21 protein-coding genes and 1 pseudogene are annotated in these 21,183 nt (G+C 62.0%); 12 read left to right on the top strand and 10 right to left on the bottom strand.

The window, feature by feature from the left end:
• The first annotated feature begins 37 nt into the window (after positions 1-37).
• The 4 genes from iolD (at position 38) to PYH37_RS12765 (ending at position 4,360) form a co-directional block, all read left to right on the top strand.
• Positions 38-1,891, top strand: a complete 1,854-nt coding sequence (gene iolD, locus PYH37_RS12780) for a 3D-(3,5/4)-trihydroxycyclohexane-1,2-dione acylhydrolase (decyclizing) (RefSeq protein WP_280735321.1) — start codon at positions 38-40, stop codon at positions 1,889-1,891.
• 135 nt (positions 1,892-2,026) lie between these two features.
• Positions 2,027-2,926 carry a myo-inosose-2 dehydratase gene (gene iolE / locus PYH37_RS12775; RefSeq protein ID WP_280735320.1) on the top strand — a complete coding sequence of 300 codons (900 nt, stop codon included), beginning with the start codon at positions 2,027-2,029 and terminating at the stop codon, positions 2,924-2,926.
• A 147-nt stretch (positions 2,927-3,073) separates the two neighbouring features.
• On the top strand, positions 3,074-3,874 hold the full coding sequence (iolB, locus tag PYH37_RS12770) for a 5-deoxy-glucuronate isomerase (protein ID WP_280735319.1): 801 nt from the start codon (positions 3,074-3,076) through the stop codon (positions 3,872-3,874).
• 81 nt (positions 3,875-3,955) lie between these two features.
• A complete protein-coding gene (locus PYH37_RS12765) occupies positions 3,956-4,360 on the top strand; it encodes a GFA family protein (RefSeq protein ID WP_280735318.1) in 405 nt (134 codons plus the stop codon).
• Between the two features lie 6 nt (positions 4,361-4,366).
• Here PYH37_RS12765 and PYH37_RS12760 read toward each other — a convergent pair whose 3' ends face one another.
• Together PYH37_RS12760 and PYH37_RS12755 are read right to left on the bottom strand one after the other, a co-directional pair.
• A complete protein-coding gene (locus PYH37_RS12760) occupies positions 4,367-5,350 on the bottom strand; it encodes an NAD-dependent epimerase/dehydratase family protein (RefSeq protein ID WP_280735317.1) in 984 nt (327 codons plus the stop codon).
• A gap of 79 nt (positions 5,351-5,429) precedes the next feature.
• Entirely contained in the window at positions 5,430-5,957 is a 528-nt protein-coding gene (locus PYH37_RS12755; protein WP_280735316.1) for a helix-turn-helix transcriptional regulator, read from the bottom strand.
• Between the two features lie 148 nt (positions 5,958-6,105).
• Between PYH37_RS12755 and PYH37_RS12750 the strand changes: the two genes are divergently transcribed.
• The 3 genes from PYH37_RS12750 (at position 6,106) to PYH37_RS12740 (ending at position 8,699) form a co-directional block, all read left to right on the top strand.
• Positions 6,106-6,915, top strand: coding sequence for an AraC family transcriptional regulator (locus tag PYH37_RS12750; RefSeq protein WP_280735315.1), 810 nt, complete (start codon positions 6,106-6,108; stop codon positions 6,913-6,915).
• Positions 6,916-7,043: 128 nt separating this feature from the next.
• Positions 7,044-7,946, top strand: a complete 903-nt coding sequence (locus PYH37_RS12745; RefSeq protein WP_280735314.1) for a DMT family transporter — start codon at positions 7,044-7,046, stop codon at positions 7,944-7,946.
• A 57-nt stretch (positions 7,947-8,003) separates the two neighbouring features.
• Complete coding sequence (locus PYH37_RS12740; RefSeq protein ID WP_280735313.1) at positions 8,004-8,699, top strand: B3/B4 domain-containing protein; 696 nt, start codon at positions 8,004-8,006, stop codon at positions 8,697-8,699.
• A 20-nt stretch (positions 8,700-8,719) separates the two neighbouring features.
• On the opposite strand, the gene PYH37_RS12735 is transcribed toward PYH37_RS12740, so the two are convergent.
• Positions 8,720-10,303 carry a peptide chain release factor 3 gene (locus tag PYH37_RS12735; protein ID WP_280735312.1) on the bottom strand — a complete coding sequence of 528 codons (1,584 nt, stop codon included), beginning with the start codon at positions 10,301-10,303 and terminating at the stop codon, positions 8,720-8,722.
• 96 nt (positions 10,304-10,399) lie between these two features.
• Between PYH37_RS12735 and dut the strand changes: the two genes are divergently transcribed.
• Entirely contained in the window at positions 10,400-10,870 is a 471-nt protein-coding gene (gene dut, locus PYH37_RS12730) for a dUTP diphosphatase (protein ID WP_280736025.1), read from the top strand.
• Here dut and PYH37_RS12725 read toward each other — a convergent pair.
• Positions 10,863-11,300, bottom strand: a complete 438-nt coding sequence (locus PYH37_RS12725; protein ID WP_280735311.1) for an Lrp/AsnC family transcriptional regulator — start codon at positions 11,298-11,300, stop codon at positions 10,863-10,865. The genes dut and PYH37_RS12725 overlap by 8 nt on opposite strands.
• Positions 11,301-11,433: 133 nt before the next feature.
• Here PYH37_RS12725 and PYH37_RS12720 point away from each other — a divergent pair, with 133 nt between their 5' ends.
• The gene (locus PYH37_RS12720) at positions 11,434-12,348 is read left to right on the top strand and encodes a DMT family transporter (protein ID WP_280735310.1); all 915 of its coding nucleotides are present in this window, start codon (positions 11,434-11,436) and stop codon (positions 12,346-12,348) included.
• Positions 12,345-12,650: an NIPSNAP family protein gene (locus PYH37_RS12715; RefSeq protein ID WP_280735309.1), complete on the top strand. Its 306-nt coding sequence runs from the start codon at positions 12,345-12,347 to the stop codon at positions 12,648-12,650. Before PYH37_RS12720 ends, PYH37_RS12715 begins: the two co-directional genes overlap by 4 nt.
• A 7-nt stretch (positions 12,651-12,657) precedes the next feature.
• Here PYH37_RS12715 and PYH37_RS12710 read toward each other — a convergent pair whose 3' ends face one another.
• On the bottom strand, positions 12,658-13,290 hold the full coding sequence (locus PYH37_RS12710; RefSeq protein WP_280735308.1) for a LysE family translocator: 633 nt from the start codon (positions 13,288-13,290) through the stop codon (positions 12,658-12,660).
• A 177-nt stretch (positions 13,291-13,467) separates the two neighbouring features.
• On the opposite strand from PYH37_RS12710, the gene PYH37_RS12705 reads away from it, so the two are divergent.
• Both PYH37_RS12705 and cysK read left to right on the top strand, forming a co-directional pair.
• Entirely contained in the window at positions 13,468-14,085 is a 618-nt protein-coding gene (locus PYH37_RS12705; RefSeq protein WP_280735307.1) for a LysE family translocator, read from the top strand.
• Positions 14,086-14,221: 136 nt separating this feature from the next.
• Positions 14,222-15,202 (top strand): cysteine synthase A, encoded by a 981-nt coding sequence (gene cysK / locus PYH37_RS12700; RefSeq protein ID WP_280735306.1) that lies wholly within the window; start codon positions 14,222-14,224, stop codon positions 15,200-15,202.
• 581 nt (positions 15,203-15,783) lie between these two features.
• Here cysK and PYH37_RS12695 read toward each other — a convergent pair.
• The 5 genes and pseudogenes from PYH37_RS12695 to ugpE form a co-directional block, all read right to left on the bottom strand.
• Positions 15,784-16,263, bottom strand: coding sequence for an SRPBCC family protein (locus PYH37_RS12695; RefSeq protein WP_280735305.1), 480 nt, complete (start codon positions 16,261-16,263; stop codon positions 15,784-15,786).
• A gap of 103 nt (positions 16,264-16,366) precedes the next feature.
• A pseudogene (locus PYH37_RS12690) lies at positions 16,367-17,899 on the bottom strand (YifB family Mg chelatase-like AAA ATPase).
• Positions 17,900-18,046: 147 nt separating this feature from the next.
• Positions 18,047-19,006: a glutathione synthase gene (gshB, locus tag PYH37_RS12685; RefSeq protein WP_280735304.1), complete on the bottom strand. Its 960-nt coding sequence runs from the start codon at positions 19,004-19,006 to the stop codon at positions 18,047-18,049.
• 204 nt (positions 19,007-19,210) lie between these two features.
• Positions 19,211-20,332: a sn-glycerol-3-phosphate import ATP-binding protein UgpC gene (locus PYH37_RS12680; RefSeq protein WP_280735303.1), complete on the bottom strand. Its 1,122-nt coding sequence runs from the start codon at positions 20,330-20,332 to the stop codon at positions 19,211-19,213.
• Between the two features lies 1 nt (position 20,333).
• A complete protein-coding gene (gene ugpE, locus PYH37_RS12675) occupies positions 20,334-21,182 on the bottom strand; it encodes a sn-glycerol-3-phosphate ABC transporter permease UgpE (RefSeq protein WP_280735302.1) in 849 nt (282 codons plus the stop codon).
• Position 21,183: the final 1 nt, after the last annotated feature.

The following is a 21,183-nucleotide window of genomic DNA, read 5'->3' as shown; positions in this document are numbered from 1 at the left end:
GGCGGAGCAGGACTTCGCCACGAGGAGGAAACAGAAAATGAGCCAGAAAACGGTGCGGCTGACCATGGCCCAGGCTGTGGCGCGGTTCCTGACCCGGCAGATGACGGTCATCAACGGCAAGCGCGTGCCGATCTTCGGCGGCGTTTTTGCGATCTTCGGCCATGGCAACGTCGCCGGCGTCGGCGAAGCGCTCTATGCCGTCAGGGAAACCTTGCCGACCTACCGCGCCCAAAACGAGCAGGGCATGGCGAATGCCGCGATCGCCTTTGCGAAGGCGAGCTTCCGCCGCCGCTTCATGGCCTGTACGAGCTCGATCGGTCCGGGCGCCCTCAATATGGTGACCTCGGCGGCACTCGCCCACGTCAACCGCTTGCCGGTCCTGTTGCTGCCCGGCGACGTCTTCGCCAACCGCCGGCCCGATCCGGTGCTGCAGCAGGTGGAAAGCTTCGGCGACGGCACGGTTTCGGCCAATGACTGCTTCCGTCCGGTCTCGCGCTATTTCGATCGCATCACCCGGCCTGAGCAGATCGTCCCAGCGCTTCGCCGCGCCATGCAGGTCCTGACCGACCCGGCGGATTGCGGCCCGGTGACGCTTTCGCTCTGCCAGGACGTACAGGCAGAAGCCTACGACTATCCGGAGTCCTTCTTCGACGAGAAGGTCTGGGTACCGCGGCGGATCGAGCCCGATCTCGACGAACTGTCCGCAGCGATCGCGACGCTCAAGGCGGCGAAGAAGCCGATCATCATCGCCGGCGGCGGTGTGCTCTATTCGGAGGCGACGGCGGAACTCTCTGAATTCGCCGAAAAGCACGGCATTCCGGTCGTCGAGACCCAGGCCGGCAAGTCCTCGCTGCCGCATTCCCATCCGCTCAATATGGGCTCCGTCGGCGTGACGGGCACATCCGTCTCCAATGCGCTTGCTGAGGAAGCGGATGTCGTGCTCGCCGTCGGCTCGCGGCTGCAGGATTTCACCACCGGCTCCTGGGCGCTCTTCAAGAACGATGCGCTGAAGATCATCGGCCTCAACGTCCAGCCTTTCGATGCCGGCAAGCACAGTGGCCTGCCGCTGATCGCCGATGCGCGCGCCGGCCTCAACCGGATGTCGGGCGGGCTCGGTGGCTACAAGGCCGACGCGAGCTGGACGGAAAGGGCCAAGGCAGGCAAAGCCGAGTGGTTGCAGGCGGCCGACAAGGCGACGGCCACGACCAATGTTGCGCTTCCCTCCGATGCCCAGGTGATCGGCGCCGTCCAGCGCGCACGCGGTGGCCGGAAGACGACCCTCGTCTGCGCGGCCGGCGGCCTGCCGGGCGAGCTGCACAAGCTCTGGCAGGCGGAAGAGCCCGGCGGCTATCACATGGAATACGGCTTCTCGACCATGGGCTACGAAGTGGCCGGCGGCCTCGGCGTCAAGCTTGCCAAGCCGGACAGCGACGTGATCGTCATGGTCGGCGACGGCAGCTATATGATGCTGAACTCGGAGATCGCCTCCTCGATCATGCTGGGTGCCAAGATCACCATCGTGCTGCTCGACAATGCAGGCTATGGCTGCATCAACCGGCTGCAGATGGAAACCGGCGGTGCCAACTTCAACAATCTCTTGCGGGACACGCACCACGTGGAATTGCCGCAGATCGACTTCGCCGCGCATGCCGCTGCGATGGGCGCCGTCACCCGCAAGGTCGGCTCGATCCCCGAACTCGAATCGGCGCTCGCGGAAACCGCAAGCGAACCGCGCACAACCGTCATCGTCATCGATACCGACCCGCTGATCACGACCGAGGCAGGCGGCCACTGGTGGGACGTCGCGGTGCCGGAAGTATCGGAGCGCGATCAGGTGAAGGCGGCCCGAGAAGGTTACGAGAAGGCCCTCCAGTCGCAACGCTTCGGCTGAGGCCAGCAATCGGCGCTCGCGTTTTCCCGCGAGCGCTTTTCCACGTCCGGGGAAACAGCTCACCGCCACCACTGCTCCACGCAGAGACAACGAACGATCCGCACCAAGCGAATGACGCAATAGAGAGTGAAATACATGATCCGCTACGGAACCAACCCGATTGCCTGGAGCAACGACGACGATCATTCGATCGGCGCGCATCTGACGCTCGAGGATTGCCTTTCCGATTGCCAGAAGATCGGTTTCGACGGCATCGAGAAGGGCCACAAAATGCCGTCCGATCCGGAAGCGCTGAAGCAGAAGCTCGCCGCCTACGATCTCGTCTTCGTCTCCGGCTGGCACTCCACCAATCTTCTGACCCATGACGTCGAGGCCGAGAAGAAGGCGATCCAGCCGCATCTCGACCTCCTGAAGCACAATGGCTGCAAGGTGGCGATCGCCTGCGAAACCTCGAATGCGATCCATGGCGACGACTCCAAGTCCCTCGTCAAGGACAAGCCGATGCTGCCGGCCGGTGAGTGGACGAAGTTCGGCGCCGACCTCGAAGCGATCGCTGAATATTGCGCCGATCAGGGCATCGATCTCGTCTATCACCACCACATGGGAACAATCGTCCAGACCGGCGAGGAGATCGACCTGCTGATGCAGAACACGGGTCCCGCAACGAAGCTGCTGCTCGATACCGGCCACGCCTGGTTCGGCGGTTCCGATCCGGCCGAACTGGCGCGGAAATACATGCACCGGGTCCGCCACATCCATTGCAAGAACGTCCGTCCGGCGATCCGCACCGTCGTCGAAAGCGAGGGCCTCTCCTTCCTCGAGGGCGTGCGCCGCGGCGTCTTCACGGTTCCCGGCGACGCGGAAGGCGGCGTAGACTTCCTGCCCGTGCTGAAAGTCGCCGCCGAACATGGCTATAATGGCTGGTTGGTGATCGAAGCCGAGCAGGACTCGGCCGTCCGCAACCCCTTCGAATATCAGTCGCTAGGGCTGAAATCGCTGAAGGCATTTGCGAAGGAAACGGGGCTCGACAAGTAAGCTCCTCATCCGTCCTCTCCGCAGGCGGGGCGAAGGGACAAGCGACAAGCTCGAACGCCCCTCTCCCCGCTTGCGGGGAGAGGGCCTAAGGCAAGGGGCGGCCGCGGAATGCGGCGACTAAAGAATAGAAGTCAGGAGACCGTCGAAATGTCCAAACTGCTCGTCAAACCGAAGACACAGTCCGGCCTGATGCAGGAGATCACACCGGAGAGCGCCGGTTGGACCTATGTCGGTTTCGCGCTCAACCGGCTGAAGCCCGGGGAGACGACCGGCGGCGAAGCGGGCGCGAAGGAGTTCTGCCTCGTGCTCGTCAGCGGCAAGGCGAAAATCTCTGTCGACGGCGAGGACTTCGGCGAGCTCGGGGAACGCATGACGCCCTTCGAGGGCCAGCCCTATGCGGTCTACGTGCCCAAAGGCAGCAAATGGCACGCTGAGGCGACGACCGATCTCGACCTCGCCATCTGCTCGGCGCCCGGCGGCGAAGGCTTCAAGGCCAAGGTCATCCGCCCCGGCACGCATCCGCAGACGACGCGCGGCAAGGGCACCAACACCCGTTACGTCACCAACATCATGCCGGAGGACGACGGATCGGCGCAGTCGCTGCTCGTCGTCGAGGTGATCACGCCGGGCGGACACACCTCCTCCTACCCGCCGCACAAGCACGACCAGGACAACCTACCGGCCGAAAGCTACCTTGAGGAGACCTACTACCACCGTCTTAACCCGCCGCAGGGCTTTGCGATGCAGCGCGTCTATACGGACGATCGCTCGCTTGACGAGACGATGGCGGTGGAAGACGGCGACGTGACGCTCGTGCCGAAGGGATATCATCCGGTCGCGGCGGTGCACGGCTACGACTCCTATTACCTCAACGTCATGGCCGGCCCGAAGCGGGTCTGGAAATTTCACAACGCCAAGGAACACGAGTGGCTGTTCACCGGCGTTTGAGGCACCGCGATAAGCGCTCTGGACTAACAGCACCGGCGCCCTATCGTATCTTCGTCAGGGAGAGCTACGAGGAGTGTTTCGATGCGGATCGACGGCCAGTGCCATTGCGGCTTCGTGACCTATGAGGCGGAGATCGATCCGGAAGACGTATCGATCTGCCATTGCACCGACTGCCAGCAATTGACGGGCTCCGCCTATCGCGTGACCGCGGGCACGTCGCGAGCCGCCTTCCGGCTGACCGGCGGCGAGCCGAAGCTTTACCTGAAGGTCGCCGAAAATGGGCGCAAGCGCCTGCAGTTCTTCTGCCCGCAATGCGGTTCACCGATCTATACGACGGGGACGGACGAGGACGCTGAGGAAGTCGGCATCCGTTTGGGCACGATCAACCAGCGGCGCGAGCTTACGCCGCGCTCGCAGATCTGGTGCTCCTCCGCCCTGCCCTGGGTCGGCGAGATCAGCGCGTTCCCAGGCCGGCCTCGGGAATAGCTCACCTCACGCAACCGGATAGGGTCCATCCGCAAAGACCGTATCGTGATAACCCTTGGCGCCGATTTCACCCGCCAGCGGGCTGCGGAAGTCGTCGCCGCGCCGCAAGCATGAAAGCACATGGTTGAAATCGTATTTCGGTCGCCAGCCGAGCGACGCCATGGCACGGGCGCTGACATAGACGCGATCGATGGTCGGGAAAAGGTGCCATCCGCGCGCCGCATATAGCGCCTCGCATTCCGGGAAATGACGCCGAACGACGGTTCGCGCGTCGGTCCGCAGCTCGGCGAGATCAGCGCGCGTGAATGGCGTGGGGGCCGAAACGATATAGCGGCCGAAACGAATATCGCTTGCCTTTTCGATCGCCAGCAGATGGGCGCTCGCCACATCCTCGATGTCGGCGCGTCGATAGAGCAGTTCGTTCGCCTGCGCATTGTCCGTCTCGTAGCGGGTGCGGATTTCCGCATCGTCATCGGCCTCGGGAAAGAAACGCGAGGTGCGTAGAATGACCGTCGCAAGGCCGTGCCGGCGGGCGAAGAGCTCGCAAAGTTGCTCTGCGGCGACCTTGCTGACGCCGTAGATATTGCGCGGAATCGGGGTTACGTCCTCGGTGATCCAGGCTGCCGGCGCACCGGGCTCCGGCGTCAGGGCCGATCCGAAAGCGCTGGTGGTACTGGTAAAAACGAAGGCGCCGACGCTGATATCCGTCGACGTTTCGAGCAGATTAAGCGTGCCCGCGATATTGGTCTCGACAAATTCGGAATAATCATGGGTGGCGACATGGGGCTTATGCAGCGTCGCCGCATGGATAACCGCCCGAACGCCTTTCATTGCATGATGAACGAAGGCGCGGTCGGAAATCGATCCGACGTGGTCGGTGAAGTCGGAGGCTTTGATATCCACGCCGCGCGCGTCGCGTCCCGCCGTCCGCAATATTCGCATCAGCGCCTCGCCCAAATGGCCGGCACTTCCGGTTACCAGTATTGTCATGCATTCGTCCTTCTCTCCGAGGTAACGCAACGCTAGCCAAGACCGAAGGAAGGAGGCAACGCATAAAATATGCGCCGGATCACGTCAGCGTGGTAACGAGACGGCCCGTGGCGCCCTCCGCGAGCGGCATGCGCTCCCAAAGGACCCGGCCGGCAACGATCGGCACATCGTCATCCGCATTCGGCCCGGTGTCGACGATCAGCGAAGCCATTCGGCCTTCGTGCCAGCCAAGGTTCGCGAGATCGGTCTCCGTCTTCCGGATTTCTGGCGAGGCATAGCGAAATATCGGGGTTCCGAGCATGTCGCGCCGCCATTCCGATCGCCGGGCAGGCGACGCCGCAAGCAGCCGGTGTGAGCGGTCGCAAATCAAATGAACCTTGCTCGTCGAGGTTTCGACCAGCCGCTTGAGGGCGGCGTCGGCCGAAGACGTGGTGACCGTTTCGAAGAGGCGCGCAAGCGCCATCTGCTGGCTTTCGGAAGGCGTCAAGACGCCACACTCCCAGCGCGACATGGTCGCCTGCGTCACGCTGAGGAGCTCCGCCACGTGGCTCTGCTTCATTCCCCGCAAAATCCGCAAGCGCCTCAAGGCCCACCCCGTGTATTGCATTTGCAACCTCCTTCGAAGCTTGCCTGCTCATCGACGCACCGGCCGAGCTTGCCCCATGCTTCGGCAATTCGCTTTGCCGCACAGACGCGGAAAAGCTATACCAGCTTAACGCCATTGGCGACGAAGATCAGCGGCGGGCGAACGGAACATGACGAAAGGCCATTTCAAGGTGCTGCCGCGGCGTATGGCCGGGGTCGACGTGGTCGAGGCTGCTACAGGGCATGCCTTTGCGCGGCATACGCACGAGCAATTCGGAATCGGCCTCATCCACCAGGGCGCACAAAAGTCGCTGAGCGGGCGCGGGATCGTCGAAGCGGAAGCGGGCGACGTGATCACCGTCAATCCGGGCGAGGTCCATGACGGCGCGCCGATCGGTGCCGGCCGCTCCTGGCGGATGCTCTACCTCGAGCCGTCCCTGGTCGACGCCGTCGTCAGCGACATCAGTGAGGGGCGACGAACGAATTGCGAGTTCGCCGACCCGGTTATGAGGAATGCCGCTCTTGCCAACCGCTTCCGCGCGATTTTCGCGGTTGCGGCGACAGCGGTCAGACCCGACGCTATGCTTCGCTGGGAGGAACTGGCTGTGACGCTGCTCGCCGAGGCGATGTGTCTTGGGCCGCAATCCAGTGCTCCGGTCAAGGAGCCAAAGTCGATCGCCAAGGCCCGGAGCCTGATAGACGACGATCCGCTGGCTTCGCTCACGCTTGCCGACCTCGCCCGTGAAAGCGGCTTGAGCCGATTCCAGGTGGTGCGCGGGTTTGCCAAGGCAACCGGCCTGACGCCGCATGCCTATCTCGTGCAGCGGCGGATCGATATCGTTCGCCGGCTGATCGCCGAAGGCACGCCGCTCGCCGAGGCGGCGATTGCCGGCGGCTTCGCCGACCAGAGCCACATGACGCGCGTTTTCGTGCGCAAATACGGATTTTCTCCCGGTCTCTATGCGCAAGCCCTGAACTGACGTCGCCTGCTGCAGCGACCTTTGTGCGTCTGAAAAGACGCACGGCGCTGTAGCTGCAATTCCGTTCAAGACCAGAAAGCGGCGATCGTATTTTTTTGCTGCCATTCATCGAAGGAAATGGCGGCAAAATGTCGAAACAGCTTCAGGGATATCTTTATTTGTCGCTCGCGATGGTGCTGGTCGGCAGCACAGTGGCCGCGAGCAAGGTCATAGCCTCCGGGCTATCGCCTTTCACCGCAACCGCGCTGCGGTTCGCCATAGCCTTTCCGCTTTTGCTTCTGGCGATGCGCGTCACGGCGACGGCGTGGCCGAAACCACAACCGCGCGAATGGCTCATCCTGCTCGTGCAGGCTGGCGCCGGCAGCGTCGGATATACGACATTGCTCATTTCCGGCCTCAAGCTGACGCCGGCCGCCGATGCCGGTGTCATCATCGGCACGCTCCCGGTCGTTTCGGCCGCGATCGCTATCCTCATCCTTGGAGAGAGGCCTCACCGCTTCGCGCTGCTGGCGATCGTGCTTGCCGCAGCCGGCGTTCTGTCAATTGTCTTCAACGGGGGCGGCGGCGGGCACTCGTTTTTCGGCGGCGTGCTGATCTTGGGCGCAGTCATCTGCGAGGGCCTGTTCATCCTTATCAACAAGCGACTGAAAACCGAGATTCCGCCGCTGGCATTGTCGACTTTGATGGCAGGCCTCGGCGTTGCAGTTGCCGCGCCAGCTGCGCTGCTCGAAACGCCGTGGACAGCAACCATAACGGCCGACGCTGTCGGCGCCGTCATCTATTATGCGCTTGTGCCCACGGTCGGCGGCTTCCTGCTCTGGTATGCGGGTCTGGCGAAAGTGAGCGGCACGGAGGCTTCAGTGTTCACGGCACTCGCGCCGGTTTCGGCCGTTCTTCTCGCCTTCTTCTTCCTCGGGGAATCGATCGCGCCTAACCAGTTGATCGGCATCTCATTCGTTCTGATTGCCGTTCTTAGCCTGGCGCTTCGCGCACCCGAAATGTCGAGCCGCCGACGGAGAGCGGAGCCCTAACGGGTCTCCTTCGGTAACATGTTCTCTGTCTGTTCCACAAGCTGGTAACGTATCGCCATGTATATCCGCCATTCAGAAGACATCTGGAAAGACTATCCCGAACTCGCCGCAGGCGTGCTGTATGCAAGGGGCATCCGCAGCAGCGGCGTTTCGGTCGACATGCATACCGCCCGTTTCGAGTCAGTGGCGAGGGCGCGGCTCGCGGGAAACGCGGAGGGAGAATTCCCGGAAATACAGGCTTGGCGGCGCGCGTTCTCGCGGATGGGGCTGAAACCGACACAATATCGCTGCGCCGCCGAGGCGCTTCTAAGACGCTTCCGAAAGGAAGGAGCGCTGCCGAAAATTCATCCGCTGATCGACCTTTGCAACGCGGCTTCGCTCGCTTTTGCCATTCCGATCGCGGTATTCGGTTTACAAAAGGTGAGCGGATATCTCGAAGTTCGCCATGCATCCGGGAAAGAGACCTACGCCACTTTTGCGGGCGAAATCGAGCATCCGGAGGAACACGAGGTGATTTTCGCCGACCAGGAAGGACGAGCGCATGCGCGGCGCTGGACCAATCGCCAGAGCGGCTATTCGGCTGTGCGCAACGAGACGACAAGCGTGCTGATCGTCGCCGAAGCGCTGCATGCCGGCGCGCCGACCGATATCAAGCGGCTTACCGATCAGCTGGGCGAGGCCATAGGCACGGTCTGGGCGGTCGATCCCCGGAGCGCGGTATTGGACCGCCTGGCACCGCGCTTCGATTTTTGAGGCACGGCGGGCAGTGCGTGTCACGCCGCCTTGGCGACGTGATACTCCTTGATCGCGACCATCTTGATCGCCGGATAGCGTTCCGCCTCATAGCGAAGCGAAAAGCTGTCCTGCGCCAAGAACACCGGATCGCCGTCGAGATCGCGCGCGATGTCGCCCCGGCGCGCGGCGATGAACTTGTCGAGCTCGGCTGGCTGATCGGCGGAAACCCAGCGGCAGACGGAGAAGCGTGACATTTCGAAGGAGACAGGCAGGCCATATTCCGCCTGCAGTCGTTCTTTCAGAACGTCGAGCTGCAGCGCGCCGACGACACCGACGATCGCAGGTGAACCGTCATCCGGCGAGAAGAGCTGCACGACGCCTTCCTCCGCCATCTGCTGCAGCGCTTCCTTCAGCTTCTTTGCCTTCATCGCGTCCTCAAGCCGGACGCGGCGAAGGATCTCCGGCGCGAAGTTCGGTACGCCCTGGAACACGAGCGGCTCGCCCTCGGTCAGCGTATCGCCGATCCGGAGCGTCCCGTGGTTCGGGATGCCGACCACGTCGCCGGCAAAGGCGGTATCGGCGAGTTGGCGCTGCGAAGCGAAGAAGAACTGCGGCGCTGAGAGCCCCATCTGCTTGCCGGTGCGCGAGAGCCGAGCCTTCATGCCGCGCTCGAGCTTGCCCGAGCAGACGCGCACGAACGCAATGCGATCGCGATGGTTCGGGTCCATGTTCGCCTGGATCTTGAAGACGAAGGCGGTCATCTTGTCGTCCGTCGCCTCGACGGTGCGGATGTCGGCGACCTGGGCGCGCGGCGGCGGTGCGAACTCGCTAAGAGCGTTGATGAGATCGCGGACACCGAAATTCCGGAGCGCCGAACCGAAGAAGACCGGCGTCAGATGGCCTTCCAGAAACGCCTTCTGATCGAAAGGTTTGCAGGCCTCGATTGCCAGCATCGTCTCTTCGATGAAGGCGTCGCGCTCGTTCTCCGGCAGGCGATGCGAGGCCATTTCCGGATCGTTGACCTTGGTCAGCCGCTCCTGCGTGTCGGCGCCGCGCACCTCATTGGTCGCGAGATGATACGTGCCGCAGAAGCTCTTCGCGCGGCCGATCGGCCAGGTCACCGGCGCGCAGTCGAGCGCCAGCTTCTGCTCGACTTCGTCCAGGATCTCGAAGGGATCGCGGCTCTCGCGGTCCATCTTGTTGACGAAGGTGATGATCGGAATGTCGCGCAGGCGGCAGACTTCGAACAGTTTCAACGTCCGCGGCTCGATACCCTTGGCCGCGTCGATCACCATGACCGCCGCATCCACCGCCGTCAGCGTGCGATAGGTATCGTCGGCGAAATCCTCGTGGCCGGGCGTGTCGAGAAGATTGAAAACCGTGTCGTTGTATTCGAAGGTCATCACCGACGTGACGACGGAAATGCCGCGTTCGCGCTCGATCTTCATCCAGTCGGAACGGGTCTGGATACGATCTTTCTTCGCCTTGACCTCGCCGGCAAGCTGGATCGCGCCGCCGAAGAGCAGCAACTTTTCGGTGAGCGTCGTCTTACCGGCATCCGGGTGTGAAATAATCGCAAATGTGCGGCGGCGGGAAACCGCTTCGGCAATGCTTTCGGCCATATTCGAGTATCCTGTGAGTTGCGGCGTCTTTACAGGCTCGGAACCCAATATGCAATTGACTGCGGCAAAGCCGACGATGCTTATGACGTAATGACCATGCACGCCTCTGAAAATCGCCCTGCCCTCACGCTTGTCCGCCTGCCGCATGCGCAGGATCTCGATCTGCCGGCCTATGAGACGTCGGGTGCCGCCGGCATGGATTTGCGTGCTGCCGTGCCGGCGGACGAACCGATTGTGATTAAGCCAGGCGGCCGTATGCTGGTGCCTACCGGTTTCATCTTCGAAATTCCGGCCGGCTACGAGGGTCAGGTGCGGCCTCGCTCCGGCCTCGCTTTCAAGCATGGCATCACCTGCCTCAACACGCCGGGAACCATCGACAGCGATTATCGCGGCGAGGTGAAGGTTCTGCTCGTCAATCTCGGAGAGCAGGATTTCATCGTCGAACGCGGCATGCGCATTGCCCAGATGATCATTATGCCGGTGACGCAAGCCACCATCCGCGAATCGGACAGCGCAACGGCGACGGCGCGCGGAGCGGGTGGCTTCGGCTCGACCGGTTCTAAGTAAGCGGCGGCAGGCGGCGCTTCACCGGCGTTGATTTGACGATCGAAGTATTGGTCTGCGCCTTTTCGGCAATGCGGTCGAGGATCGTGTCTAGCTCCTCCATGTCACGGACCAGGAGCCTGGCCACAAAGCAGTCGTCGCCCGTGATCTTGTCACACTCGACGATCTCTGGCGTCTCCTGGATAAGCCTTTCGACGATGTGCAGCATGCCCGGCATCGGCCGGACGCGGACGACCGCCTGCAGCGGATAGCCCAGCCGGGCAGGATTTACCGAGACGGTAAATCCGTTGATCACGCCGCGCTCTTCCAGCTTGCGCAACCTCTCGGCGGCGCTTGGCGAGGAGAGTCCCGCTTCCAGCGCGAGTTCCTTCAGAGACACTCTCGCGTTAACCGCGAGAATCTCCAAAATCCGGCGATCCACTTCGTCAAGCACCAACAACCCCATAAGTCATAAACGCCAAAGTGCCTTCCATAATTAGGTAACATACCGCAAACTCCTCTCATAATCCATATCATGCCGGAAACTATCCGATTATTCTTCCAACAACTCAGGAAGGATGACGGCGATGGATAATGAGACAAGACGCGGAAGCATCGAGATGAGCGCCGCGATGCTGATCTCGGGAACGATCGGCTGGTTCGTGCTGATGTCCGGGCAACCGGTGGCGGGTGTCGTCTTCTGGCGCTGCGTGTTCGGGGCCGTGACCCTCGCCGTCCTCGCAGCGATGTACGGTCTCATCGACCTGCGCCACCTTCGGGGAAGGATAATCGTCCTTTCCGCGCTCGGCGGCGTGGCGATCGTCGTCAACTGGCTGCTGCTCTTTGCGGCCTATTCGCGCGCTTCGATCTCGATCGCGACGATGGTCTACAATACACAGCCCTTCATGCTTCTTGGTCTAGGCGCAGTCTTCCTAGGCGACCGGATCACTATTACCAAGCTCTTCTGGCTTTCGGTCTCTTTCGCCGGCATGATGGCGATTGTCGCCGCCAAGCCGGCCGGCGGCTTCGAGCCCGGCCACTATCTCGCCGGCGTCGCGCTTTCCCTCGGGGCAGCCTTTTTTTATGCCGTCGCCGCTCTCATCACCAAGCTTCTCATGGGCACCCCGCCGCATCTGATCGCTCTGATCCAAGTGATCACCGGAGCCGTCATGCTGGCGCCCTTCGCACTCGCCACGCCGCTGCCTGAGAGCGGCTTGCAGTGGACCCTTTTGATCACCGTCGGCGTGCTTCACACCGGAATCATGTACATCCTGCTCTATGGGGCGATCCAGAAGCTGCCGACGCATATAACGGGCGCCCTCTCCTTCATCTATCCGATCGCCGCGATCCTGGTCGACCGCCTCGCCTTCGGCCATGAACTGCAGCCGGTACAGATCGCCGGCTCAGCCGCCATCCTGCTGGCTGCCGCCGGTATGAATCTCGGCTGGAGCCTTCGATCGATTTCGCCTATCAAGCGTGAAACCGAAGGGAGCGCTTCGTGATCACCTGCTATCTGAAATACGTCATCGACCCCTACAAGCCCGCGGAATTCGAGCAATACGCGAGACTCTGGATTCCTCTGGTCAACCGGCTCGGCGGAAGCCATCACGGCTATTTCATGCCGCACGAGGGCGCGAACAACATCGCGCTAGCCCTCTTCAGTTTTCCCTCGTTGGCCGCCTATGAGGCCTATCGCGAAAAGATGGCCGCGGATCCCGAATGCCGGGCGGCCTTCGCCTTCGCCGAGGAGACGCATTGCATCGTCAGCTACGAGCGCAGCTTCATGCGCCCCGTGTTCGAGTAAGCCCGTTCTAGCGACGAGCCTCGGCGGCCATGCTGACGGCGAGGCCGACAAGGACGGTACTCATCAGCCAACGCTGCGCCAGCATGAAGATGGGCCGGCCGGCGAGGAAGGCAGCGATCGCCCCGGCCGTCACCGCGATCAAGGCGTTGACGGTGATGCTGATCATGATCTGCACGCTGCCGAAAACGAGCGATTGCAGGAGCACGTTTCCCGCCTCGGGATGAATGAACTGCGGCAATAAGGAAAAATAGAGAACGGCCACCTTCGGGTTGAGCAGGTTGGTAATGAGCCCCATCGCGAAGAGCTTGCGCGGCCCGTCCTTGGGCAGGTCGCGCACCTGGAAAGGCGAGCGCCCACCCGGCCTGACGGCTTGCCAGGCGAGATAAACCAAATAAAGAGCACCGGCAAAGCGCAGCGCGTCATAGGCGAAGGGAACCGCCAAAAGCAGGGCGGTAATGCCGAGGGCCGCAAAAACCATATAGAAAACGAAACCGAGTGCGACACCGCAAAGCGAGATCAGACCGGCTGCGGGGCCCTGACAGATTGAACGGGAGATCAGATAGATCATGTTCGGTCCGGGCGTCAGCACCATGCCGAGCGCAATCAGGGCGAAGGCCAGGAGACTGTGTGTTTCAGGCATGATGCGGTCCCATAGCAGCGGAATTGCTCCTGCCAGGAAAGTGTATTTTTCCTTTGCACCCGGCAATGCCGATGTTGTCACCCGCACAATTTCACCGCGAACATTTTCGCTGCCATCCGCTTGGATTTCCGCGGGGCGATGGGGTAGACATGATTTTGATGTCAGGGGAGATACGTCATGACGCTTGCAGCCCTTATCGCCTATAGCGGCGCCCTCTTCATCGCCGCGGTCATTCCAGGTCCCGGCATCACGGCGATCGTGGCGCGGGCGCTCGGGTCCGGTTTTCGCGAGACCTTTTTCATGGGCCTCGGTCTGATCCTCGGGGACATGCTCTATCTGACGGCGGTGGTGCTCGGGCTTGCCTTCATCGCGCAAACCTTCACGACCGCTTTTCTGGTCGTGAAGATCGCCGGCGCGCTCTATCTCAGTTATATCGCCTGGAAGCTCTGGAGTGCCGGCCTGCTTCCACAGGACATTCAGGCACGAAAATCGGCAAGTGCGGCCATGTCCTTCCTCTCGGGTCTGATGGTGACCCTCGGCAATCCAAAGACGATGCTGTTTTATATCGCGCTGGTGCCGACGCTGATCGATCTTACGGCGATCGGCGCCGAGGAATACGGCCTGCTGCTCGCGGCGACCTCTCTCGTGCTCCTTGCGGTGCTCCTGCCTTACATGCTGCTTGCGGCGCGCGCGCGGACACTGCTGAAGCGGCCGACAACGCTCAAGGCATTGAACCGCGCTGCAGCCGGAATCCTTGCTGGAACGGCCGTCTATATCGCCACACGCGCGACTTGAAAAAAGATTTCCCAAGTAACGGTTCTACAACCGTTTTTTCCTCCAGCGGCCTATGTCCGCGACCATACCGCTCTGGAAGCGGCTGGTCATTGTGCCTATTCTCGCGGCAACGATTTCAGATGAAGGGAGCATCGAAATGTCTGAAGCGCGCAAGCCCGGCCGCGGCCGCATCTTTTCCTCGATCACCGAAACGATCGGCGACACGCCCATCGTGCGGCTGGACAAGCTCGCCAAAGAGAAGGGCGTGAAGGCAAATCTTCTCGCCAAACTCGAATTCTTCAATCCGATCGGTTCGGTCAAGGACCGCATCGGTGTCGCCATGATCGAGTCGCTCGAGGCGCAGGGCAAAATCGCCCCCGGCCGCACCACGCTCATCGAACCGACCTCCGGCAATACCGGCATTGCTCTCGCCTTCGTCGCGGCCGCCAAAGGCTACAGGCTGATCCTCACCATGCCGGAGACGATGTCGGTCGAGCGGCGCAAGATGCTCGCGCTGCTTGGCGCCGAACTGGTGCTGACGGAGGGCGCCAAGGGCATGAAAGGAGCGATCGCCAAGGCGCAGGAATTGGTCGAAACATTGCCGGACGCGATCATCCCGCAACAGTTCGAAAATCCAGCCAATCCCGAAATTCATCGCAGGACGACGGCCGAGGAGATCTGGAACGACACCGACGGAAGCGTCGATATCCTCGTCTCCGGCATCGGCACGGGCGGCACGATCACCGGTGCCGGCCAGGTGCTCAAATCACGCAAGCCGTCGATCAGGGTCATCGCTGTAGAGCCCGAGGAATCGCCGGTTCTCTCTGGCGGCACCCCTGGCCCGCACAAGATTCAGGGCATCGGCGCCGGCTTCGCGCCGGCGATCCTCGACACGACGATCTATGACGAGGTCGTGACGGTCAACAGCGGTGAGGCCGTGGAGGCTGCGCGCCTTATCGCTAGGCTTGAAGGCGTTCCGGTCGGCATTTCCGCCGGAGCCGCACTGAAAGCAGCGATCGAGATTGGCCAGCGCGAGGAAAATGCCGGCAAAAACATCGTCGTCATCATTCCTTCGTTTGCCGAGCGTTATCTTTCGACGGTGCTCTTCGAAGGGCTAGGGGCCCAGGCCACTGCATGATTCCTTAGTCGGAACCGGTTTAAGGACAGAGCCATGCAGTGATTCAAAGCGTTACAGCGATGTTTGTGCGTCTGAAAGGACGCACGGCACTCCAAGACCTGTTCCGATGACAACAAAGGGCGCTTCGAGGCGCCTTTTTCGTTCTTGCCGCAGGCGCAGAGGGAACGTGCGAGTCCATGTGGATCGCCAAAATCGTTGCATCAAATCAACCCCTAAGTATGACCGATTCCAATACTTTAGAACGGGATGCGGGCGGAAAGCCGTACACACTTTTTCTCATTCCGCTCTAAACTGGTTTTCAATCGTCGATAAACCGCGTCGAGATCAGTTCGCCGCTTATACGGACATTGCGAAATAGCCGAGAGCATTTCTCTCTCCGTCATCATTCTCGGCCCGACCCGAGGATCCGCGCGCAAGCATGCGTTCCCGCGATCTTACGAGCTCCTGGCGCCGGATTTCGCTTGTGAATGGAGCCTCGGCTCGACCCCGAGGACGACGACGGAGAGGACAGCGGGCGCCAATCGGGTCAAGCCGAGAAATGACGCGAGATAGCGGCGGCTGGTAGCCAACCGCCTCCGCTGTCATTCGGTGAAGGTAGCGAGATTTGCGAGTGTCGAGCTCAAAGCTGCCTCGTGGTCCTGCCGCGAAATGCCAGGGGGCACGTTCTCGCAGATCACCGTCACCAATGTCCCATCCGAAGCGGGCTCAAGTGCCCAGATAATGGTCATCGTACCGGCAAATGCGGGATCATCGGATTCGAATTCCGCCTGCTGCACGACGCGTTCGTCCGGGATCAACTGCACGAAGCGCCCCGCGACAAGATCGGCGTGCCCGCTGGTTTTCCCGGGTGTCCGATGGTCCGGCTCCTCATAGACAAGTGCCATGCGATAGGCCCCGCCTTCCCACGGCTCGAACCTGTAGATCTCACCTTTCATACCCTCGGGCGGCAGCCATTTGGCCACCGCCTCGGGATCGAGCAGCGCCTGATAGACGGTTGGCGGCGAGGCCTTGACGATCCGTGATGCGGAGTCCGTCCGTCTGCTGGCCGGTTCTTTTGTCATGACCACCTCGCTGCGGCACCATATCACAGCGCCGCACCGCTTTGCAGACGCAGGGCCGCCGCAAGGCTTTGCCCCTCGTCCGAGTTCTCACGGGCGGAAAACCCTATGCCGCAGCGGGCAGGCGTTCTCCGGCGATGCGGTAGGAAATCGCTTCGGCGAGATGAATACGGCCGACCGTCGGCGCCTCATCGAGGTCTGCAAGCGTGCGGGCGAGTTTCAAGACGCGATGGTAGCCGCGCGCTGAAAACTTGAGCTTTTCCGCCGCATCTCTCAGGAGCTGCAAGCCAGACGCATCGGGCTCGGCGATCTTCTCGATCATCGCCGTCGAACAGCGGGCGTTGCTCGTCAGTTCCGGATGGCCGCGGCTGGCAAAGCGGTCCGCCTGCAGCGCCCGGGCGCGGGCGACACGCTTGGCAACCGCGGCGCTCGGCTCGGCCGCGACCGGGCGGATCAAGTCGGCGGCGCTGACGGCCGGGACGTCGATCCGGATATCGATGCGGTCCATCAAAGGTCCGGAAATCCGCGCCTGATAGTCGGTCATGCAACGGGGCCCGCGCGCGCAGGTGCGCCCGGGTTCTCCGGCCATGCCGCAGCGGCAGGGATTCATCGCGGCGACGAGTTGGATCGCCGCCGGATAGCTGACACGGTGGTTGGCGCGCGCTATGACGCATTCCGAGGTCTCGAGCGGTTGACGCAGCGCATCGAGCACCTGCGGCGGAAATTCCGGAAACTCGTCAAGGAACAGAACGCCGTGATGGGCGAGCGACGCCTCGCCGGGTTTGGCTCGCAGGCCGCCGCCGATCAACGCCGCCATGGTCGCGGAATGATGCGGCGCGCGGAACGGCCGCCGGTCGGAGAGCTTGCCGCCCGCCAGCTGTCCGGCGATGGAATGGATCATCGAGACTTCTAGAAGTTCGGCCGGCGACAGCGGCGGCAGAATGGAGGGCAGGCGCGCGGCGAGCATCGATTTGCCGGAACCGGGCGGGCCGACCATCAGGAGATTGTGATTGCCAGCCGCCGCGACTTCCAGCGCCCGCTTGGCGCTTTCCTGGCCCTTGATATCGGCGAGATCCGGCAGGTTGGCTGCCGCCGCCCGGACAGCCGGTTCGGGACGTGACAACACCTGGGTGCCGCGAAAATGATTGGCGATGGCGATTAGGCTGCGCGGCGCCAATATATCGATCTCCGACCCGGCCTAGGCCGCCTCCGAGCCGCTCTCAGCCGGGCAGATCAGCCCCTTGCCGAGCGCGTTGGCGCCGATCGCCGCCGGGAGCGCGCCGGCGACTGCGGCGATCGTGCCGTCGAGATTGAGCTCGCCGATGACCACATAGCCGGAGAGCGCATCTGCCGGGATAGCGCCGAGCGCTGCCATCAGCCCAAGCGCGATGGCGAGATCGAAATGGCTGCCCTCCTTCGGCAGATCGGCGGGCGCGAGATTGACCGTGACCCGCTTTGCCGGCAGCGCCAGGCCCGATGCATGGAGTGCCGCCTGCACGCGCTCGCGGCTTTCGGCGACCGCCTTATCCGGCAGGCCGACGATCTGCATGCCGACCTTTCCCGGCGCGACCATCACCTGCACGTCGACCGGCACGCCCTCTATACCCTGAAACGCAACCGTACTGACGCGCGCGACCATGATGCCCCCTTGTGCCGGCGGATCGCTGACGGACCGCCACAACCGCCGCCGGTTGCAGCGGCAAATCTTGCACGGTTCACGCTTAAAAACAAGAACAATAATAGAACAAACAGGTATGCCGCCTCAAAGAAGAGACGACCTCCTGCCTCAGGACGAGGGCTCGACGCGCTTCTTTTCGATAGCATCCCAGAGGAGGCTCGCGACATCGGCGCCGCCAAACCTCTTGACCTCGCGGATGCCCGTCGGCGAGGTGACGTTAATCTCCGTCATGTAGTCGCCGATCACGTCGATGCCGACGAAAAGGAAGCCACGCGTCTTCAATGCCGGGCCGATGCGGGCGCAGATTTCCCGCTCCCGTGCGGTAAGTTCGGTCGCCTCCGCACGCCCGCCTACATGCATGTTGGAGCGCGAGTCATGTTCGGCGGGAACGCGATTGATGGCGCCAACCGGCTCGCCGTCGACGAGCAGGATGCGCTTGTCGCCTTTTCTGACCGCCGGCAGGTATTCCTGCGCGATGAAGGGCTCGCGAAACATCTGGCTGAACATTTCCAAGAGCGAGGAAAGATTACGGTCGTCGCGCGAGGAATGGAACACGCCCGCACCGCCATTACCGTAGAGGGGCTTCAGGATGATGTCGCCCATTTCTTGGCGGAAGCGCGCGATCTCGTTTGCGTCGCGGGTGATCAACGTCCTCGGCATCAGGTCGGGAAATTCGGTGACGAAAATCTTCTCGGGCGAGTTCCTGACCCAAGCGGGATCGTTGACGACAAGCGTCTTCGGATGCAGGCGCTCGAGCAGATGCGTCGAGGTTATATAGGCCATGTCGAAGGGCGGATCCTGGCGAAGCAGGATGACATCCATGGTCGAAAGATCGACCCGCTGCGGCTCGTTAAGGGTGAAGTGATCGCCCTTGACGTCGCGGAGCGTCATCTGCTGCACGGTCGCATAGACCTTGCCGTCGCGCAGCGAGAGCTTGTCGGGCGTGTAGTGGAACAGGCGATAGCCGCGGGCCTGCGCCTCGAGACTCATGGCAAAGGTCGAGTCGCCCGCAATGGTGATGCCCGACACATGGTCCATCTGGACCCCGACATTGACGATACTTGCCATCTTTTCATTCCTGATTGGATATTCAGCCACATAACCCCTTAAATCGAAATTCGTTCGAGAGGTGCGCCGCGGCAGAAAAGTCCGCAACATGTAGAATGCGCGACGCACTTAGGCAAGGAGCAGGGAGACCATTGCGTCCGGGCGCGGCGCAGCCGGCTGCCAGCAATCCGAAGCGCCGTCGTCCCCTCAAATTGCGCGCTTCGATCACGAGGTCGGCTCGAGATGCGTTCCTTCGAGGCGCGAAACGGCCGGCTTCACCGCCGACCCGCTTTGCCGGTACAGTCTCTTTCCCGTGTCCGTCGAGAAGAAGTGCAGACGATCGGTCGCAATCGTGATGGCAAGCTCATCCGACAGCGGCACTTCCGGCGCCAGTGCGATGGTCAGCGGTTGATCCTCGAGCATGCCGTGGACCAGCCGCTGCGCGCCCAGTTCCTCCACATAGTCGACCCGAAACAGCAATGCCTCTTCGCCAACGGCAGCGAGGCGAAAATCCTCTGCCCGCAGCCCCACCGTCACCGGCCCTTCCGCCGGCGCCGGATAGTCGAGATCGATCATATGCGTGCCGACATGCAGGCGCCCACCTTCGAGAACGCCTTTGACGAGGTTCATTGCGGGCGAGCCGATGAAGCTTGCGACAAAGGTCGAGGCGGGGGCGTGATAGACATCGAGCGGCCGGCCGATCTGCTCGATCCGGCCGCCGTTCAGCACGACCAGCCGATCGGCGAGTGTCATCGCTTCGAGCTGATCGTGGGTGACATAGAGAGAGGTGGTGCCGAGGCGCTTCTGCAGCCGCTTGATCTCGCCGCGCATGGAAACCCGCAGCTTGGCGTCGAGGTTCGACAGAGGCTCATCGAAGAGAAAGGCGGCGGGCTTACGGACAATCGCGCGCCCCATGGCGACACGCTGGCGCTGGCCGCCCGAGAGAGCGCGCGGCTTGCGGTCGAGATAGGCTCCGATCTCCAGCATGCGCGCAGCTTCCGCGACGCGCGCTTCGATCTCGGCCTTCGGCGTCTTCCGGTTCTTCAAACCATAGGCGAGGTTTTCATAGACGGTCATGTGCGGATAGAGCGCATAATTCTGGAAGACCATGGCGATGTCGCGTTCGGCCGGTTCGACGGCATTGACGACGCGACCGCCGATCGAGACGGTGCCGGCGCTGATCGTTTCCAACCCCGCGACCATGCGCAGGAGCGTTGATTTGCCGCAGCCGGACGGCCCGACGAGCACGATGAATTCTCCGTCGTCGATATCGATCGAAACGGATCTCACCGCCTCTACGCCGCCGGTATATATTTTGCGAACCGCGTCGATTTCGATGGCAGCCATGTCACTTCTCCGTTTCGGTGAGGCCCCGGATGAAGAGGCGCTGCATGAGGATGACAACGAGAACCGGCGGCAGCATCGCGAGGATGGCGCCGGCCATGACCAGGTGCCACTGGACCTCGCCGTCCTGGACTGCGACCATGCGTTTCAGCCCCATCATCAAGGTGTAATAGCTGGGGTCGGTGGTCACGAGCAGCGGCCAAAGGTACTGGATCCAACCGTAGATGAAGAGGATGACGCAAAGGGCGGCGATATTGGTGCGGCTCAACGGCAGCAGGATGTCGCGGAAGAATTTCAATGGTCCGGAACCGTCGACCCGCGCGGCTTCCATGAGTTCGTCAGGCACCGTCATGAAAAATTGCCGGAAGAGAAAGGTGGCGGTTGCCGAGGCGATCAGCGGTACGGTGAGACCGGCGTAGGAATTGAGCATTCCCAGATCGGCCACCACCTTGTAGGTCGGAATGATGCGCACTTCGACCGGAAGCATCAGCGTGATGAAGACGATCCAGAAGGCAAGAAGCCGGAAACGAAAGCGGAAATAGACGATCGCATAAGCCGATATGATCGAAATCGCGATCTTGCCGAAGGTGATGATCAGCGCCATGCCGAGCGAATTCAGCGCCATCAGCATATAGGATGGCAGACCGTTGGCGGCGGAGCTGCTGGTCAGCACTTGCGTATAGTTCTCGATCAGGTGACCGCCGGGCATGAGCGGAATCATGCCGCCGACCAGGGCCTCGCGTGTATGTGTCGAGGCGATGAAAGCGACGTATACCGGAAAGGCCACGAGGACGACGCCGGCAATCAATACCAGATGCGTCAGAAAGGTTAGAAATGGGCGATCTTCGACCATC

It is taken from the genome of Sinorhizobium numidicum, from assembly GCF_029892045.1.
In the GTDB taxonomy this organism is placed as follows: domain Bacteria; phylum Pseudomonadota; class Alphaproteobacteria; order Rhizobiales; family Rhizobiaceae; genus Sinorhizobium; species Sinorhizobium numidicum.
This window is presented reverse-complemented; position numbering and strand designations above follow the sequence as displayed.